We start from the raw sequence: 16,660 nt of genomic DNA on the forward strand, positions 1-16,660 counted from the left end.
GATCGCTGGGGTTCGCGAGGCTCACCTCCAGCCTGCGGCGAACCCGACCGGCGGGGAGCTCTTTTACCGCGGGTCGCCCGGAATCTTCGCCGCCGTCCAGCGCAGCAGGTCCAGCCACATCTGGCGCATCTCCGCGTCCAGCGGCGTGCGCAGGGCGTTGGGCAGTTCGACGGTCACGACCGGCACACCCTTGTGCACGCCGCCGTAATTGCCCAGCGACCCCGGGAAGATGCCGACCTGGTCGAGGTAGAGCCGGCCCAGCCGCGACGGCGGCACCGACGGCCCGTCGAAATCGAGCACGCCGTAGGGCGCGTGGATCGCCACGATCAGGTGCGGCTTGAAGCTCTGCATCTGCTCGTGCAGGAAGCGCGACTCGGGCTCCGACAGCGGCTTCGGGCCCGGCCAGCGGCGCGGGTCCTTCTTCGTGCGCTTCTGCCAGTACACGGGCGCGTCGCGCTCCCAGTTCGGCGTGGGGAAGTTGCGGTTCAGGTCCACCCCGTGCGCGTTGGTGCGCGTCGGCGGCTGGGCGAACAGGCCGTCCGGGTTCAGCACCGGCACGAAGCGCCAGTGCACCGCCTGCGGCATCTGCACCTGTTCCTCGGCGGCAAGGCGCATCCAGTGCAGCGCCACCGAGGCCGAGGACAGCTCGTCGCCGTGGATCGCCCCCGTGACCAGCACGCGCAGCTTCGCGTCGCCTGCCCCGATGTCGCGCATGTACAGCGGCGTGCCGTTCACCGATTTCGCCCCGCTTTCCACCAGCAGGCTGCGCTCGCACATCGGCGGCGTCACGTTCGGCAGGCGCCGCCCGAGCCGCTCGCACGCGGAAGGGCCCTTGGACACGACGCGCGGTACTTCTCCCTGCACCGCCCCCGCCAGTACCAGCGCGGCGGGCAGCACCCACAACTTCTTCACTCGTCCCTCTCTCCAGCCTCGTACAGGGTTTCGCGGCCCATCCGGTCCAGCACCAGTTCAGCCGTCCACGGCAGCATCAGCGAGCCGCAGCGGCTGTCGCGGTAGATGCGCTCCAGCGGCAGGTGCTTCATCATGCTCTGGCCGCCGCAGGTGCGGATGGCCAGCCGCGCGATGTCGTTCGCGCCTTCCATCACCGTGTACTGCGCGGCATACAGGCGCATCCTTTCGTCCTTCGAAGGGTTCGGCCGTGCTTCCAGCACGGCGCGCAGGAAGATGCTGCGCATCTGCTCCAGCTGGATGCGCATCTGCGCCACCGCGATCTGCTTGGTCGGATACATCCGCCGTTTCACGGGCGGCTCGCCAGGCACTTCCCCGCGCAGGTAGCTCACCGTGAAATCGTAGGCGGCGCTCGCCAGGCCCAGGTAGGTCGGCGCCAGCGTGAAGAACATCGCGGGCCAGGTCTGCGCACCCTTCCAGTAGACGCCGCGCGGCATCAGTTGTTCCGCATCGGCGACGAAAACTTCCTGGAAGCCGAGGTTGCGGCTGACCGTGCCGCGCATGCCCAGCGGGTTCCAGTCGCCGCTGACCGCCAGCCCCTCGCTGGTGGCCGGCACAGCCAGGTACAGGGTGTCGCGCGCATCGGGCTTCTCGTCGCCCTTGTCCTCGGTGCACAGCACGCCGTAGTAGTCGGCCGCCCCCGAGAGCGAGGCGAAGATCTTGCGGCCGTTCACGATCCAGCCGCCGTCGACCTTGCGGGCCGTGGTGCCGAAGGGCGCGCGCCCCGCCGCGGCGGCGCTGCCTTCCGAGAAGGGCTGGGCGTAGATCGCGCCGTCGTCGACCACCCGGCGGAAGTGCAGCTCGCGCCGCTGCGCGTGCTCGGCCCGCTGCGTTTCCGTCATGGGGATGCCGTCGGCCAGCACCCCCGTCCACAGCGTGGAGCAGATGTGCATGTTGTAGGTGAGCGCGGTCGCGCCGCAGAAGCGGCCGATCTCCGCCGCCACCATCATGTACGTGGGGTAGTCGGCGCCGAGGCCGCCGTGGTCACGCGGCACGCACAGCGCGAGCAGGCCGGCGGCGCGCAGGTCCTCGTAGTTGGCGAAGGGGAAGCTCGCCTCCTCGTCCCATTGCGCGGCGCGCGGCGCGAACTTCTGGCGGCCGAGCGTGTGGGCGAGCGCCAGCAGTTCGCGCTGGGCGTCGGTGAAGGCGTGGTCTCCCACGGCGGGGGTGAAGGCGAGGTCGGGCATGCGGGGGGCTCCTGTTTCTCAGTCGGTGCGGCCGCCCAGCGAACGCAGTACGCCCATCCACAGCGCGTTGCGTTCCTCCACCGGGGCCGGGTCCTGCTGGCCGCTGGCCTGCTGCCACACGGAGGTGACGACCAGGACGATGCCGCTGGCGGGCTGCACGTAGAGGCCCTGGCCGTACACGCCCTGCAGCGCGAACGTGCGCTCCGCCAGCGGCAGCAGCCAGAACTGGTAGCCGTAGCCGAAGAAAGGCGTGGCGCGCCGCGGCCGGAAAGCGGCCGGCTGGCGTTTCGCGTCGGTCGCATCGAGCAGGTACTCGCGCGGCACCACCTGTCGCTCGCCGACGCGCCCGTCGCGCGCCAGCAGCAGGCCGAGCCGCGCGTAGTCGCGCAGCGTGGCATTGAAGTAGGCGTAGGCGCCTTCCTGGCCATCGCCGCCGATGCGCCAGAAGGCGTCGCGCTCGGCACCGATCGGCGTCCAGAGCCACTCCGACGTGAGTTCGGCCAGCGTGCGCCCGGTGGCGCCGGCGAGCACGCGGCCCAGCACCTCGGTCTCCGCGCTCGCGTACTTGAACACGGTGCCGGCCGGGCTGTGCCGGTCGCTGATGGAACGCAGCACCTCCGCCGTGCCCCCGGGGGCGTCGAAGGCACGCGTCATGCGGGCCACGTCGTCGTTGCCGTCGTAGCGCTCGGTGAAGGTCAGGCCCGAGGACATGCGCAGCAGGTGGCGGATCGCCGTCTCGCCATACGGCGTGCCCGCGAGCGCCGGCGCGTACTTCGCCGCCGGGTCGTCGAGCGAGGCGATCAGTCCCTTGTCCAGGGCGACGCCCACCAGCAGCGAGGTGACGCTCTTGGCCATGGAGAAGGACAGGAAGCGGGCGTCCTCCTTGCGGCCGTAGCGGTAATGTTCCGCCACGATCTCCCCGTCTTTCAGCACGAGCAGGCCGGTGGCGCGCTGGCGTTCCAGGTAGTCCTGCAACGTGTAGCCGATGTTCCGGTAGCGGTAGCGGATCTCCACCGGCTGCGCGGCCCGCGGCAGGGGCTGCGCCTGCGCGGGTGCCGCCACGCGCCGCACGTGGAAGCCCTGTACCTGGTCCAGTGCCGACCAGGAGCCGACGCGGTACGGCACCTGGTACCAGGTGGCCGCGCTGCCCACGGGGTAGTCGCGCGCGGCGCCGAGCAGATCGGCGTCCGGCTCGGCCCGCGCCACGCCGCAGGCCAGCGCGAGCCACAGGAGCGCGCCGGCCTTCAATGCAGCAGCACGTTGGGCAGCGCCAGGAAGTTCAGCACCAGTCCGTCGAAGTCGTCGGGCGCTTCCAGGTTCTGCAGGTGGCCCACGCCCTTCATCTCGATGTAGGTGCTGCATGCGATCTCCTCGGCCATCTTCTTCATCACCGCCGGCGGCGCGTTGCGGTCGTGTTCGCCCGCGACCAGCAACGTGGGCACGTGGATCTCGCCGAGGTTGCGGCGGCGGTCGAAGGTCACGATGCATTCCAGCGCGCGCCGGTAGGTGGCCGCCGGCACCAGGCCCATGCAGTGCGTGGCCAGGCGCACGCCTTCCGGCAGCGAGCCGGGCCCCACCATCTGCGGCACCAGCGTTTCCGCCAGTTCCGCCATCGAGCGGCCGGCATCCAGCGGCGCGGTGCGCTGCGCGACGAACGCGCGCTGCCACTCGCCATCGGGCTTGCCGAAGGCGCTGGAGGTGCCGCACAGGATCAGGCGGCTCACCAGGTCGGGCCGGCGCGCCACCACTTCCTGCGCCACCATGCCGCCCATGCTGTGACCGAGCAGCACCACGCTGCCGCACTTGAGCGTTTCGATCAGCTGGATGCAGCTTTGCGCCAGGCCCTTGAAGGTATAGGGCTCGATCGGCGCGCTGCGGCCGTAGCCGGGCATGTCCCAGGCGACGGCGCGATAGCCCGCCGACGCCAAGGTTTCCACCTGCGGGGCGAAGGCGAGGTGACCGCCGCCGATGCCGTGCAGCATCAGCACGGTGGTGGCACCGCCGCCCAGGGCTGTGAAGGCCGGAGTCGAGGTCATGCGAGCAGCCTGCCGGCTTCGACCACCGCCGAGCCATCGAGGCGGACGGTGCATTGGCGCAGGGGCAGGTCGAAGTGGCCCGGCGTGTGGCGGCCGGCGACCTCGTTGGCGCCGGTGCTGTAAAGGAAGTTGCCGGCGAAGGCGCGCAGCTCGGTGCCGTTGAAGTCGCGCTTGTCGTACAGCGCCATGCTGTCCCAGCGCGCCGCGGCGTTGAGGCCGTAGCCCACGTGGCTCACCGCGTAGGCTTCGCGGTCGCCCCAGCCGGCGAAGTAGCTGCGCATCAGGTCGGCATCGAGCCCGGCGCCCTCGATGCGCGTGACGTGGTCGTCCTCGATGTGCAGGGTGACGGGCTTTTCCAGGTAGCGCTTGAAGGTCAGGTTGACGTCGCCCTCGGCCAGCACCAGCGTGCCGCGGACGCTGCCGCGCGCGGGAAAGGCCAGCGCGAGGCCGCCGGGCCAGTGGGTCATCGTGCCCGGACGCGTGGTATAGCCCCAGTTGCCGCCGCACACGGCACCCTGCAGCGAGATCGCGAGATCCGTTCCCGCGGGCGAGGTGACGCGCATCTCGCGCGCGCCGCGCAGGCGCTTGACGTGCTCCTTGACGAGCGGCTCCAGTGCGTCGTCCGGCAGCAGGCGCGCCAGAGCTTCCGGATGTTCGTTGCTGACGTAGAGCACGCGCGCGCCGCCCTGGAGGATGGCGGGCAGCTCGGGCGCATGCATCAGGCCTTCGACCGTGCAATCCACCACCAGCGTGCTGGCGGCCAGCGCGGAGACGACGGGGGCGATCTGGCGCAGGACCGGCGAGGCACCGGTGGAACGCGCCACCGGCAGCGCGGACTGCACAACGACGCTGGGCAGCACCAGGCTGAAGACCCGGGCGCCGCGGCGGGCGGCGGCGAGCCGGGCGAGCTCCGGCAGGACGGGACGGCTCTGGCTTTCGCTCAGCACCGCCACGGTGTCGCCGGGCTGCAGGCCGCAGCGGCCCAGCACGGACTCGAAGGCCTCCAGCCACGCGGGTTCCATGGTTTCCTGCAGCATGCGTTGACGCGTCTCTTCGTGAGTCATACTACATGAAATTTCATGCAATCCGCCACGTGATGAACCCGCCGCTGCAGGCGAAGCCGCCCACCTTCTCCGCCCAGGAATTCCGCGCCGCCCTGGGCATGTTCGCCACCGGCGTGACCATCGTCACGGCGCGCACCACGCAGGGTGGACTGATCGGGCTCACGGCCAATTCCTTCAACTCGGTGTCGCTCGCGCCGCCGCTCGTGCTGTGGAGCCTGTCGCGCGCGGCGGCCTCCATGGCGGTCTTCAGCGCCGGCTCGCACTACGCGATCAACGTGCTGGCGGCCGACCAGAAGGCACTGGCGGAGCGCTTCGCCACGCGCGGCGCCGATCGCTGGGCCGGCGTCGGCTTCGACGACGGCGCGGGCGGCGCGCCGCTGCTGCATGGCGCGGCCGCCACCTTCGAGTGCTTCAACCGCAGCCGCTACGAGGAAGGCGACCATGTCATCTTCGTCGGCGAGGTGGAGCGCTGCGCGCATCGCGCCGGCGCGCTGCCGCTGCTGTTCCACGGCGGGCGGTACTACACGGAACTGCCGCTGTGAGCACCGAGCGCTTCGTCGACGGCTACCTGGGCTACCTGCTCGGGCAGGCGAACCATGCCCTGTACAAGAACTTCGACAGCCAGGTGCGCGCCGCGGGCCTGAGCTCGATCGAGTGGCGCGTGCTGGCGACGCTGCACGACAGCCCGCCGCTCACCGTCAGCCAGCTCGCGCACGAGGTGCTCGCCAAGCAGCCCACCGTGACCAAGCTGGTGCAGCGCATGGCGGAACAGGGCTGGGTCACGCTGCTGGCCGACCCCGCCGACCAGCGCCGCACGATGGTCGGAGCGAGCGCGGCGGGCAAGCGGCTGGTGCGGCCGCTGCTGGAAAAGGCGCGGGCCCACGAGTCGCAGCTGCTGCGCTCGCTGGCGGCCTCGGAGCAGCAGAAGCTCAAGCAGCTGCTGGCCAAGCTGGCGGGTCGCTGAGCCTCGCCGCTACCATCGCGCGATGCGCGAACGAAAACAACACCTCGACGCCCTCGCCGTTTCGCTGCTGGTGGCCTGCTGCCTGTTCTGGGGCTTCCAGCAGATCCTGATCAAGACCACGGTGCCCGAAGTGCCGCCCCTGTGGCAGGCGGCGCTGCGCTTCGCCGGCGCCACGGCGATGCTGTGGGCCTGGTGCGCGTGGCGGGGCATCAGGCTGTTCGAGCGGGACGACACCTTGCGCGGCGGCCTGCTCGCGGGCCTGCTGTTCGCGGCCGAGTTCACCTGCATCTACCTGGGCTTGCGCGACACGGCCGCCTCGCGCCTCACGGTGTTCCTCTACACCTCGCCCTTCGTGGTGGCCCTGCTGCTGCCGCGCGTGGCGCCGTCGGAGCGGCTGCGGCCGCTGCAGTGGATCGGGCTCGGCATCGCGTTCGCGGCGGTGGCCCTGGCCTTCAGCGAAGGCTTCACCGGGCACAGCACCGCGCGGCAGTTGCGCGGCGACGCCTTCGCGCTGGCGGCGGGCACGCTCTGGGGGCTGACCACGATCGTGATTCGCGGTTCGAAGCTGGCGACCGCCAGCGCGGAGAAGACCCTGTTCTACCAAGTGGGCGTGACGGCCGCCGTGGCGCCTTTCCTGTCGATCGGGCTGGGCGAGCAGTGGTCGCTGCACTACTCCGCGTACGCGTGGGTGTCGATTGCGCTGCAGACGGCGATCGGCGCCTTCGCGAGCTACCTGGCGTGGATGTGGATGCTGCGGCACTACCCGGCGACGCAGCTGTCGTCGTTCACCTTCCTCGCCCCGCTGTTCGCGCTGCTGTTCGGGGTGCTGCTGCTGAACGAGAGGCTGACGCCGCAGCTGCTGGTGGCGCTGATGGCGGTGGCGGGGGGGATCGTGCTGGTGAACCGGAAGAAGGCGCGCTGACATCGCTGGGGTTCGCGCGCTGCGCGGCTCACCGCCAGCCTACGAACGTCGCGCGGCGCCACGACGGGCTGGAGGTGAGCGCCACCGTAGGCTGGAGGTGGAGCGCCACGGTGGGCTGGAGGTGAGCGCCACCGTAGGCTGGCGGTGGAGCGCCACGGTGCGCTGGAGGCGAGCGCCACCGTAGGCTGGCGGTGGAGCGCCAGCGAAACCCCAGCGCTTCAATGCGAGAACGACGGATCGATCTCCCACGCCCACCGCAGCATCGCATCCCACAGCAGCGTGTTCTGGTCCCCCTTGCGCGCCGTCCGGTCGTACTGCGCCGACGCGCGCCGGGCGATGTCGTCAGCGGGCATGACCAGCGGCATGCCGGCCGCCTGCGCCGCCACCTGCACCTCGCACGCCCTCTGCAGCATGTAGTGCTCGGCGAACGCATCGCCGATCGTGGGCCCGCACACCAGCAGCCCATGATTGCGCAGGATCATCACGTTGCGATCACCCAGGTCCGCCGCCAGCCGCTGGCATTCCTCGCGCTCCAGCGTGATGCCCTCGAAGTCGTGGTACGCCACCCGGCCCGCATAGAACATCGCGTTGAAGCTCAGGGGCAGCAGCCCGCCCTGCTGGCAGGCCACCACCTGGCCCGCCGTGGTGTGCGAGTGCATCACGCACTGCACGTCGGGCCGGGCGGCATGCACCGCGCTGTGCACGACGAAGCCCGCCGGGTTCACCGCCCACGGGCCCGGCTCCACCTTGCGGCCTTCGAGGTCGACCTTCACCAGGTTGCTGGCGCTCACCTCGCGGTACATCAGGCCGAAGGGGTTGATCAGGAAATGCTCGGTGCCGGGCACGCCCGCCGTGAGGTGGTTGTAGATCAGCTCGTGCCAGCCCAGGTGCGCGAACAGGCGGTACGCCGCCGCCAGTTCGCACCGCAGTTGCCATTCCTCGGCCGCCACAGTCTCTGGACGCCGCTGCGCGAAGCGGTCCGCGAATGCGCCGCTCACGCCTTCAACCCGATCTCGTGCGGCTTCACCACCTTGGGCGCGGCCGCCTGCTGCGTCGCGCGCCCGGCCTCCTCCTGCGCCACCAGCCTGGCCAGCGTCATGCGGAAGTGCGAGAGCGCGGCATCGGACGCGATGGCCTGCAGCTCGAAGGCCGGGTCGGAGTCGATCACGACCTGCTGCGCCTCGATCAGGTGCTTGTCTTCCATGAAGCCTTCGATCAGGCTGCCGTGCAGCGAGCGCGAGATGTTGGCGTCGTCACCTTCCCAGTTGTTCAGGTAGGTCCAGAAGAAGTGGGTGGTGCGCCGCGTCTCCGGCGTCATGAACTGGCAGTTGCGGTATTCCTTCGTGCCCTCGCGCCGACCCTGCTCCGAGCCGCTGCCGGCCGGCGAGAACATCGACTCGAGGAAGAAGATGCCCGGGATGTGCATGTGGCCGATGTTGCGGCGGTCGACGTGCTTGCCCTTCAGGTCGGCCGGCAGCACCTTGTCGTGGAAGGGCGGCGGCGGCGCGTCCATGTGCCAGCGCTCCACGCGGAAGCCGCGCGGCAGCCGCTCGACCGCCACCGGCTTGGTCTTGTACGCGTACTCCTCCGAGCCGCCCAGTGTCTTCGTGTGCACGAAGGCCAGGTGCGCGAAATCGGACAGGTTGTCGACGATCAGCAGCCAGTTGGCCTGGTAGTGCATGTAGTCGGGAATGCCCTTCCACTGCGGGTCGCGCAGGTAGGGGAAGTCGATGATCTCGGCCGGGTCCGCCTTGGCGGGGTCGCCCATCCAGATCCACACCAGGTGGTCCTTCTCCACCACCGGGTAGCTCCTGACGCCCAGCTTGGCCGGCACGGTCTCCTGGCCGGGGATCTGGATGCACTTGCCGCTCGGGTCGAACTTCAGGCCGTGGTACATGCAGCGGATGTCGTCGCCTTCGCGGCGGCCCAGGTGCAGGGGCACGCCGCGATGGCAGCAGCGGTCCTGCAGCGCGACAACCTTGCCGGTCTCCGACTTGTAGAGGAGCACGGCCTCTTCGAGGAGGGTGCGGGCGAGCAGCTTGCCGTCGATCAGTTCGTGGTCCCATGCGGCCACGTACCAGCAGTTCTTCAGGAACATCCGGGTTCTCCAGGGGGCGCGGGGGGTCGCGCGTTGAGACGAGAATCCTAGGAAGCACGGACGATTGCCGCAACCCGCTGGCGTGGTCACTGTGTTCCGGATCCTGAACGATGAACTGGGACGACTTCGATGCCTTCTGCCAGGTGGTGGACCATGGCGGCTTCAGCGCCGCGGCGCGCGCGCTGGAGCGGCCGAAGTCGAGCCTCAGCGCCTCGGTGGCGCGGCTCGAGGCCGCGCTGAACGCGCGGCTGCTGGAGCGCACCACGCGCCAGCTGAGGCTCACCGAGGCCGGCGAATCCCTCTACCGCGACATGGCCCGGCCCTTCGCGCAGCTGCGCGAGCGCGCGCTCGACGCGCTGGCGCAAGGGGAGACGGTGCAAGGCACCTTGCGGATCGCGGCGCCCTACGAGTTCGGCGCGCACCACCTGGCGCCGGTGGCGTGCCGCGTGATGCGGGAGCATCCGCAGCTGAAGATCCATCTCGACGTCGAGCATGCGCGGGTGGCGCTGTTCGAGCGGCACTACGACATCGTGTTCTCCGCCATCGCGCACGGCCTCGCGCCCGCCAGCGTGGTCACGCGGCGGATGTATTCGCTCGAGCGCGGCGTGTTCGCGGCGCCGTCGCTGCTGGCGGGGCGCGAGGCGCTGGCGCATCCGGAGGAGCTGGCGGCGTTGCCGTTGCTGGCGGGCGCGGACGACCAGGAATGGGCGTTCACCGATGCGGCCGCGGCGACCGCGGAGGTGGACGTGCGCAATCCGCGGCTGCGCAGCGGGAATGCGCAAGTGCGGCTGCGCGCTGCGGTCGCGGGGCTGGGCGTGGCGCGGATCACGGCGACGTTCTGCGCGGAGGCGGTGGCGCGGGGGGAACTCGTGCCCTTGCTGGCGGACTGGCGATGCGAGCCGCTGAAGATGCATGCGCTGCTGCCGGGGCGCAGGCTGGTGGCGGCGAAGGTGCGCTTGTTCCTGGACCTGCTGGAGCAGGAGGCGAGCGGGGTCTTGTAGGCTGGTGCTGAGCCGCGCCAGCGCGAAGCCCAGCGCTTGGTGTGCGCAGAACGCTGGGCTTCGCGCGCTTCGCGGCTCAGCACCAGCCTACGAATTCCTCACCCGCCGGCCCGCGATATCCGACCCGCCCGCCCGCGATATCCCGCCCGCCGGCCCGCGATATCCGACCCGCCGGCCCGCCATATCCCGCCCGCCGGCCCGCGATTCCTCACCCGCCGGCCTTCGCCTTCGCGAACGCCACATACGCCTCCAGGCAGCCCGGGTTCGCCATCGCGTCCCGGTTCACCACCTTCTCGATCGGCTGGCCCAGCATCAGCTTCTTGATCGGCAGTTCCTGCTTCTTGCCGGTGAGCGTGCGCGGGATCTCGGCCACCTGCACGATCTCGTCGGGCACGAAGCGCGGGCTCAGCGCCGTGCGGATCGCGTGGGCGATCTTCGCCTTCATCGCGTCGTCCAGGGTCACGCCCGGGCGCAGCACCACGAACAGCGGCATGTAGCTCGCGCGCCCCAGGTACTCCAGGTCGACCACCATCGAGTCGAGCACCTCGGGGATGCCCTCCACGGCGCTGTAGATCTCCGCCGTGCCCATGCGCAGGCCGTGGCGGTTGATCGTCGCGTCGCTGCGCCCGTAGATGACGCAGCCGCCCTGCGGCGAGATCTTCAGCCAGTCGCCATGGCGCCAGACGCCGGGATAGGTGTCGAAATAGCTGGAGAGATAGCGCTGGTTGCCGGGATCGTTCCAGAAGTACAGCGGCATCGAGGGGATGGGCCGCGTGCACACCAGCTCGCCCACCTCGCCGATCACCGGCTGGCCCTGCTCGTTCCACGCCTGCACCGCGCAACCGAGCATGCGGCACTGCATCTCGCCGGGCACCTGCGGCAGCTCGCGGTTGCCGCCGATGAAGGCGCCGGCGAAGTCGGTGCCGCCGGAGATGTTGCACCACCAGATCTCCGGCACGCCCAGCGTGCGGAACTGCGCCATGCCCCAGCGCTGCACGTCTTCGGGCAGCGGCGAGCCGGTCGTGCCCAGGGCCCGCACGGACTTCAGGCCCGGCCACTGCGCCAGCTCGATGCCCGCCTTCATGCAGTTGGCGAAGTAGGCGGCGCCGGCGCCGAAGAAGGTCACGCCCAGGTCGGCGGCGAAGCGCCACAGCACGCCCCAGTCGGGCTTGTCCTTGCTGCCGGCGGGATTGCCGTCGTAGATGCAGCAGGTGGTGCCATTGAGCAGGCCCGCCATCTGCGCGTTCCACATCACCCAGCCGGTGGAGCTGTACCAGAGGTAGCGTTCGCCACGGCTGTTCTCGTCGTAGCTGCAGCCGATGTCGTTGTGCAGCACGCACATCATCAGCATCACCAGCAGGATGCCTCCGTGCCCGTGCACGATCGGCTTCGGCAGCCCGGTGGTGCCGCTCGAGTACACGATCCAGACCGGATGGTCGAAGGGCAGCCACATCGGCTCGAAGGCCTCGACCTCGGGGCCGCTCGCGCCGGTGACGGCTGCGAATGCGGTGTGCGCCGGCAATTGCGAGCCGTCGACGCCGAGGATGCGGTGCACCAGCACGTGCTGCACGCTGGGCAGCGCCGCTTTCAGCTCCGCGACGATGCCGGTGCGGTCGTAGTCGCGTCCGCCGTAGGTGACGCCGTCGCACGCGACCAGGATCTTCGGATCGATCTGCTTGAAGCGATCCAGCACGGCGTTGGTGCCCATGTCGGGCGCGCAGATGCTCCAGATGCCGCCCAGGCTCACCACGGCCAGGAAGGCGATCATCGCCTCCGGGATGTTCGGCAGGTAGGCGGCCACGCGGTCGCCGGGCTGCAGGCCCTGCGCCTTCAGGTGCAGGGCCACCGAGGCGACCTGCCGGCGCAGCTCGGGCCAGGACAGTTCGCGGTTCTCACCCTTCTCGTTGCGGGCGACGAGCGCCGGCACGCCCGCGGCATGCGCCGCATCCACATGCCGCAGCACCTGGCGCGCGTAGTTCACTTGCGCGCCTTCGAACCAGCGGGCGCCGGGCATCTTCTCCTGCGCCAGCGCCTTGCCGTGGGGCGTCGGCGATTCGAGCTCCAGGTACTCCCAGATGCTGTCCCAGAACGCATCGAGGTCGCGCACCGACCATTCCCACAAGGCCTGGTAGTTCTCGAAGGCGAGGCCGCGATGGGCGCGCAGCCACTCCTGGTAGCGGCGGATCTGGGGAACGTAGGGGGCAGCCATGGCTTGCAGCGTAGCGCCGCACGGGGCGATTCCGGAACCGGGCCGCTCAGGGTTTCCACGAACGTGCGCGGCCCTGCGGGGGCGCGTCCAATCCGGCGCAGGCTCCCGGAGGACTCCATGCCGCGCAAGTTCGTCGACCTCTCGATCTACCTGGAAAACGACGTGCAGTCGGACCCGCCGGCGTTCGCGCCCAGGATCCAGTACCTGCGGCACGACGCCACGGCCGAACAGATTGCCAGCTTCTTCCCCGGGCTCAAGCGCGAGGACCTGCCGGACGGCGAAGGCTGGGCGGTGGAGTTCGTGCAGTTGAACACGCACAACGGCACGCACCTCGACGCGCCGTACCACTTCCACTCCACGATGAACCGCAAGGCCGGGGGCCAGGAACGCGCGATCACGATCGACGAGGTGCCGCTGGAGTGGTGCTTCCAGCCCGGGGTGAAGCTGGACTTCCGTCATTTCCCGGACGGCTACGTGGTGAGCGCGCGGGATGTCGAGGCGGAGTTGCACCGCATCGCGCACACCCTGCAGCCGCTGGAGATCGTGGTGGTGAACACGCGCGCCGGCTCGCGCTATGGCCAGCCGGACTACGTCGCCGCCGGCGCCGGCATGGGCTACGAGGCGACCATGTACCTGCTGGAGCGCGGCGTGCGCCTGACCGGCACCGATGCGTGGAGCTGGGACGCGCCCTTCGTGCACACGGCGAAGAAGTACGCGCAGTCGCACGACCCCACCCTGATCTGGGAAGGCCACAAGGCCGGCCGGGACATCGGCTACTGCCACCTGGAGAAGCTGCACAACCTGGAAGCCCTGCCGGCCGACGGCTTCTACATCAGCTGCTTTCCGCACAAGATCCGCGGCGCGTCGGCGGGGTGGACGCGGGCGGTGGCGATCTTCGACGAGGCGTTGCAGCGTTCGTAGGCTGGCGGTGGAGCGCAGCGGAACCCCAGCGATGCGCGGAGCGCCGGGGTTCGCTTCGCGCAGCGCTGGGGTTCGCGCGCTTCGCGGCTCACCGCCAGCCTACGAAAGCCGAGGGCGGCGCCGGGATTTGCTTTTTCGCACAGGCGTGCTAATCTGCGCGCCATGGACGCCCGAACCGCCAAGAGCGAGCTGACCCGCGCCGCCATCGTCGGCGCCGCGCTCGACCTCGCGGCCGAGGAAGGGCTGGAGTCGATCACGCTGCAGGCGGTGGCCGACCGGATCGGCCTGTCCAAGAGCGGCGTGTTCTCGCGCGTCGGCTCGCGCGAGGCGCTGCAGAAGGCCGTGGTCGAGGAGTTCGGCCGCCGCTTCATCGCGGACGTGTTCCTGCCCGCGATGCAGCAGCCCAAGGGCCTGCCGCGCCTGAACGAGATCATGCGCCGCTGGATCCGGCGCACCCGCGATGTCGAGGCCGAAACGGGCTGCATCTTCACCGCCGGCGCCTTCGAGCTCGACGACCGCGACGGACCCCTGCGCGAGCACCTGCTCGAGGAGGTCACCCGCTGGCGCGCCGCGCTGAGGCGCACCGTGCTGCAGGCCAGGGAGTGCGGCCATCTCAAGCCCGACACCGACCCCGAGCAGCTCGTCTCCGAGATGAGCGGACTCATCATGGGCCTGCTGCACGACGCCCGCTTCCTGCGCGACCACCGCGCCGCCGACCGTGCCCAGCTCACCTGGGCGCGCCTGCTGGACACCTACCAGAGCTGACACCACAGCCGATGCCGCCGACGGAGTTCTTCGCCCTCATTTCGCACGACCGTGCGCAGAAAGGATGCCCATGCTGTCCCTGCTGATCCTCCTCGCCGTCCTCGGTGGCTGGCGCGCTGCCCGCGCCGCGACGCAACTGCTGCGCGCCCTGCCGCGCAGCAACGACGACCTCGTCTTCTTCTGAAGGAGCGCGCCCCATGCAGTCCCGCAGTACCGCTGTCGACCTCACCGCCGGCTTCTATGGCGAAAGCCTGGGCATCCGCGTCTTCCGCCTGGCCCTGCGCGGCTCGCAGGCGGTGTGGCCGGCCCTGGCGGTCCGCGCCGCCGTGCGCCTGTTCTCCACGCCCTTGCCGCCCAAGTGGCTGCACCGGCGGGGTTGGCCGCAAGGGTGGCAGGTCGAGCGCTGGCCCTTCGAGCGCGCCGGGCTCACCCTGTACGCGCCGGCGGCGCAGGACGGCGCGCCGGTGGCCCTGCTGGTGCACGGCTGGGGCGGGCACGCCCGCCAGCTGCTGCCGCTGGCCGATGCGCTCGCGCGGCAGGGCTGGCAGCCGGTGGCGCTGGAATTGCCGGCGCACGGCCGCAGCGCCGGCAGCACCAGCAACCTGCCGCAGTTCGCCCGCGCGATCGAGTACGTGGCCAGCCGCCTGCAGGCGCAGGGCCGCGCCGTGCGGCTGCTCGCGGGCCATTCGCTGGGTGCCAATGCCGCGGCCTACGCGGCGAGCCGCGGCCTGCCCGTCGGCCGGCTGGTGCTGCTCGCGCCGCCGGCGTCGCCGCGCGCGTACACGCGCTACTTCGCCCAGGTGTTCGGGCTGCGCGAATCGACCCGGGCCGGCCTGCAGGAGCGCATCGAGCAGCGCGAAGGCGTGCTGATGCACCAGTTCGAGCCCCGTGCCGTGGGCCCGCGCATCGCCCTGCCCACGCTGGTGGTGCACGACCGCGGCGACCGCATCAACGGCTTCGCCGACGGCGAGGCCTTCACGGCGGCGATCGCGGGTGCGCGCCTCCTCGCCACCGACGGCCTCGGGCATCGCCGGCTGCTGCAGGACGAGAAGGTGCTCGCGCAGGTCGCCCTCTTTGCAGCGGACTGACAGCAGTCGCCTCCTTCCTTGCGTGGCCCCGGCAATGCTCCTAGCATCGACCGGTTTGCCAATGAAGCAAGGAGAACGACGGATGGCCCTGTTCGACTGGACGGAGAGGCCTGCAGCGGTGCTGCAGCAAGGGGGCGTGATCGCCCCGGACGAACGCCTGCCCTGGCCGCAGACCGCGGCGATGGGCGTGCAGCACGTGATCGCGATGTTCGGCGCCACGGTGCTCGCGCCCATCCTCATGGGGTTCGACCCGAACATCGCCATCCTCATGAGCGGCGTCGGCACGCTGCTGTTCTTCCTGATCACCGGCGGCCGCGTGCCCAGCTACCTGGGCTCCAGCTTCGCCTTCATCGGCGTGGTGATCGCGGCCACCGCCTATGCGGGCAAGGGCCCCAACGCCAACATCGGCGTGGCGCTGGGCGGCATCATCGCCTGCGGCGCGGTCTACGCGATCATCGGCGCGGTGGTGCATGCGGTCGGCACCGGCTGGATCGAGCGTTTCATGCCGCCGGTGGTCACGGGCGCCGTGGTCGCGGTGATCGGCCTGAACCTCGCCGGCATCCCGGTGAAGAACATGGCCTCCAACAACTTCGAGAGCTGGATGCAGGCCGTGACCTTCGTCTGCGTGGGCCTCGTCGCGGTGCTCACCAGGGGCATGGTGCAGCGCCTGCTGATCCTGGTCGGCCTGATCATCGCCAGCGTGATCTACGGCGTGTTCACGAACGGCCTGGGCCTGGGCAAGCCGATCGACTTCAGCGGCATCGCGAACGCCGCGTGGGTCGGGGCGCCGGCCTTCGCCGCACCGGTGTTCACCGGGCCGGCGATGCTGCTGATCGCGCCGGTCGCGATCATCCTGGTGGCGGAGAACCTGGGCCACATCAAGGCGGTGACGGCCATGACCGGCCGCAACCTGGACCAGTACATGGGCCGCGCCTTCCTCGGCGACGGCGTGGCGACGGTGGTGAGCGGCTTCGCCGGCGGCACGGGCGTGACCACGTACGCCGAGAACATCGGCGTGATGGCCGCCACCAAGATCTATTCGACGGCGGTGTTCCTGTTCGCCGCGCTGATCGCGGTCGTCCTCGGCTTCTCGCCGAAGTTCGGCGCAGTGATCCAGGCGATCCCGCTGCCGGTGATGGGCGGCGTGAGCATCGTGGTGTTCGGCCTCATCGCCGTGGCCGGCGCCAAGATCTGGGTCGACAACCGGGTGGACTTCTCGCAGAACAAGAACCTGATCGTCGCGGCCATCACGCTGGTGCTGGGCACGGGCGACTTCACGCTGAAGTTCGGCGGCTTCGCGCTGGGCGGCATCGGCACGGCCACCTTCGGCGCGATCATCATCTACGCCCTGCTCAATCGCAACACGTCCACCGGCGTGTCGGTGGCCGACGCACCGAACGTGGAGACCCCGACGCCGCAGCGCCCGCGCTAACATC

16 protein-coding genes are annotated in these 16,660 nt (G+C 70.3%); 8 read left to right on the forward strand and 8 right to left on the reverse strand.

The annotated features are described in order from the left end of the window. Positions 1-63 precede the first annotated feature (63 nt). Genes WG923_RS03520 through WG923_RS03540 form a run of 5 tightly spaced genes read right to left on the reverse strand, consistent with a single transcriptional unit; the run spans position 64 to position 5,229 of the window. On the reverse strand, positions 64-912 hold the full coding sequence (locus WG923_RS03520; protein WP_340349547.1) for a M14 family murein peptide amidase A: 849 nt from the start codon (positions 910-912) through the stop codon (positions 64-66). After that, a complete protein-coding gene (locus tag WG923_RS03525) occupies positions 909-2,156 on the reverse strand; it encodes an acyl-CoA dehydrogenase family protein (RefSeq protein WP_340349548.1) in 1,248 nt (415 codons plus the stop codon). Before WG923_RS03525 ends, WG923_RS03520 begins: the two co-directional genes overlap by 4 nt. A gap of 18 nt (positions 2,157-2,174) precedes the next feature. Continuing rightward, the gene (locus WG923_RS03530) at positions 2,175-3,404 is read right to left on the reverse strand and encodes a serine hydrolase domain-containing protein (protein WP_340349549.1); all 1,230 of its coding nucleotides are present in this window, start codon (positions 3,402-3,404) and stop codon (positions 2,175-2,177) included. After that, positions 3,401-4,192 carry an alpha/beta fold hydrolase gene (locus WG923_RS03535; RefSeq protein ID WP_340349550.1) on the reverse strand — a complete coding sequence of 264 codons (792 nt, stop codon included), beginning with the start codon at positions 4,190-4,192 and terminating at the stop codon, positions 3,401-3,403. The genes WG923_RS03530 and WG923_RS03535 overlap by 4 nt, the downstream gene beginning before the upstream one ends. Continuing rightward, on the reverse strand, positions 4,189-5,229 hold the full coding sequence (locus tag WG923_RS03540; RefSeq protein WP_340349551.1) for a peptidase M29: 1,041 nt from the start codon (positions 5,227-5,229) through the stop codon (positions 4,189-4,191). Before WG923_RS03540 ends, WG923_RS03535 begins: the two co-directional genes overlap by 4 nt. A gap of 32 nt (positions 5,230-5,261) precedes the next feature. Between WG923_RS03540 and WG923_RS03545 the strand changes: the two genes are divergently transcribed. The 3 genes from WG923_RS03545 to WG923_RS03555 are packed head-to-tail and all read left to right on the forward strand — an operon-like array spanning position 5,262 to position 7,142. Then, a complete protein-coding gene (locus WG923_RS03545; protein ID WP_340349552.1) occupies positions 5,262-5,798 on the forward strand; it encodes a flavin reductase family protein in 537 nt (178 codons plus the stop codon). Further along, positions 5,795-6,220 carry a MarR family winged helix-turn-helix transcriptional regulator gene (locus WG923_RS03550; RefSeq protein WP_340349553.1) on the forward strand — a complete coding sequence of 142 codons (426 nt, stop codon included), beginning with the start codon at positions 5,795-5,797 and terminating at the stop codon, positions 6,218-6,220. The genes WG923_RS03545 and WG923_RS03550 overlap by 4 nt, the downstream gene beginning before the upstream one ends. A 22-nt stretch (positions 6,221-6,242) precedes the next feature. Continuing rightward, positions 6,243-7,142, forward strand: coding sequence for a DMT family transporter (locus tag WG923_RS03555; protein ID WP_340349554.1), 900 nt, complete (start codon positions 6,243-6,245; stop codon positions 7,140-7,142). A 218-nt stretch (positions 7,143-7,360) separates the two neighbouring features. Here the strand turns inward: WG923_RS03555 and WG923_RS03560 are convergent, their stop codons facing one another. Both WG923_RS03560 and WG923_RS03565 read right to left on the reverse strand, forming a co-directional pair. Then, positions 7,361-8,140: a class II aldolase/adducin family protein gene (locus tag WG923_RS03560; RefSeq protein WP_340349555.1), complete on the reverse strand. Its 780-nt coding sequence runs from the start codon at positions 8,138-8,140 to the stop codon at positions 7,361-7,363. Beyond that, complete coding sequence (locus tag WG923_RS03565) at positions 8,137-9,240, reverse strand: aromatic ring-hydroxylating dioxygenase subunit alpha (protein ID WP_340349556.1); 1,104 nt, start codon at positions 9,238-9,240, stop codon at positions 8,137-8,139. Before WG923_RS03565 ends, WG923_RS03560 begins: the two co-directional genes overlap by 4 nt. Positions 9,241-9,350: 110 nt before the next feature. On the opposite strand from WG923_RS03565, the gene WG923_RS03570 reads away from it, so the two are divergent. Next, entirely contained in the window at positions 9,351-10,241 is an 891-nt protein-coding gene (locus WG923_RS03570; RefSeq protein ID WP_340349557.1) for a LysR family transcriptional regulator, read from the forward strand. 208 nt (positions 10,242-10,449) lie between these two features. Here the strand turns inward: WG923_RS03570 and WG923_RS03575 are convergent, their stop codons facing one another. Beyond that, positions 10,450-12,450 carry an acetoacetate--CoA ligase gene (locus tag WG923_RS03575; RefSeq protein WP_340349558.1) on the reverse strand — a complete coding sequence of 667 codons (2,001 nt, stop codon included), beginning with the start codon at positions 12,448-12,450 and terminating at the stop codon, positions 10,450-10,452. Between the two features lie 117 nt (positions 12,451-12,567). On the opposite strand from WG923_RS03575, the gene WG923_RS03580 reads away from it, so the two are divergent. The 4 genes from WG923_RS03580 to WG923_RS03595 all read left to right on the forward strand — a co-directional run bounded on the left by WG923_RS03580 (position 12,568) and on the right by WG923_RS03595 (position 16,656). Beyond that, positions 12,568-13,371: a cyclase family protein gene (locus WG923_RS03580; RefSeq protein WP_340349559.1), complete on the forward strand. Its 804-nt coding sequence runs from the start codon at positions 12,568-12,570 to the stop codon at positions 13,369-13,371. Between the two features lie 162 nt (positions 13,372-13,533). After that, positions 13,534-14,136, forward strand: a complete 603-nt coding sequence (locus WG923_RS03585) for a TetR/AcrR family transcriptional regulator (protein WP_340349560.1) — start codon at positions 13,534-13,536, stop codon at positions 14,134-14,136. Positions 14,137-14,333: 197 nt separating this feature from the next. After that, positions 14,334-15,224: an alpha/beta hydrolase gene (locus tag WG923_RS03590; protein WP_340349561.1), complete on the forward strand. Its 891-nt coding sequence runs from the start codon at positions 14,334-14,336 to the stop codon at positions 15,222-15,224. A gap of 82 nt (positions 15,225-15,306) precedes the next feature. Further along, positions 15,307-16,656, forward strand: coding sequence for a solute carrier family 23 protein (locus WG923_RS03595; RefSeq protein WP_340349562.1), 1,350 nt, complete (start codon positions 15,307-15,309; stop codon positions 16,654-16,656). The last annotated feature ends 4 nt before the right edge of the window (positions 16,657-16,660 follow it).

The organism is Ramlibacter sp. AN1133 (genome assembly GCF_037890035.1).
GTDB lineage: Bacteria > Pseudomonadota > Gammaproteobacteria > Burkholderiales > Burkholderiaceae_C > Ramlibacter.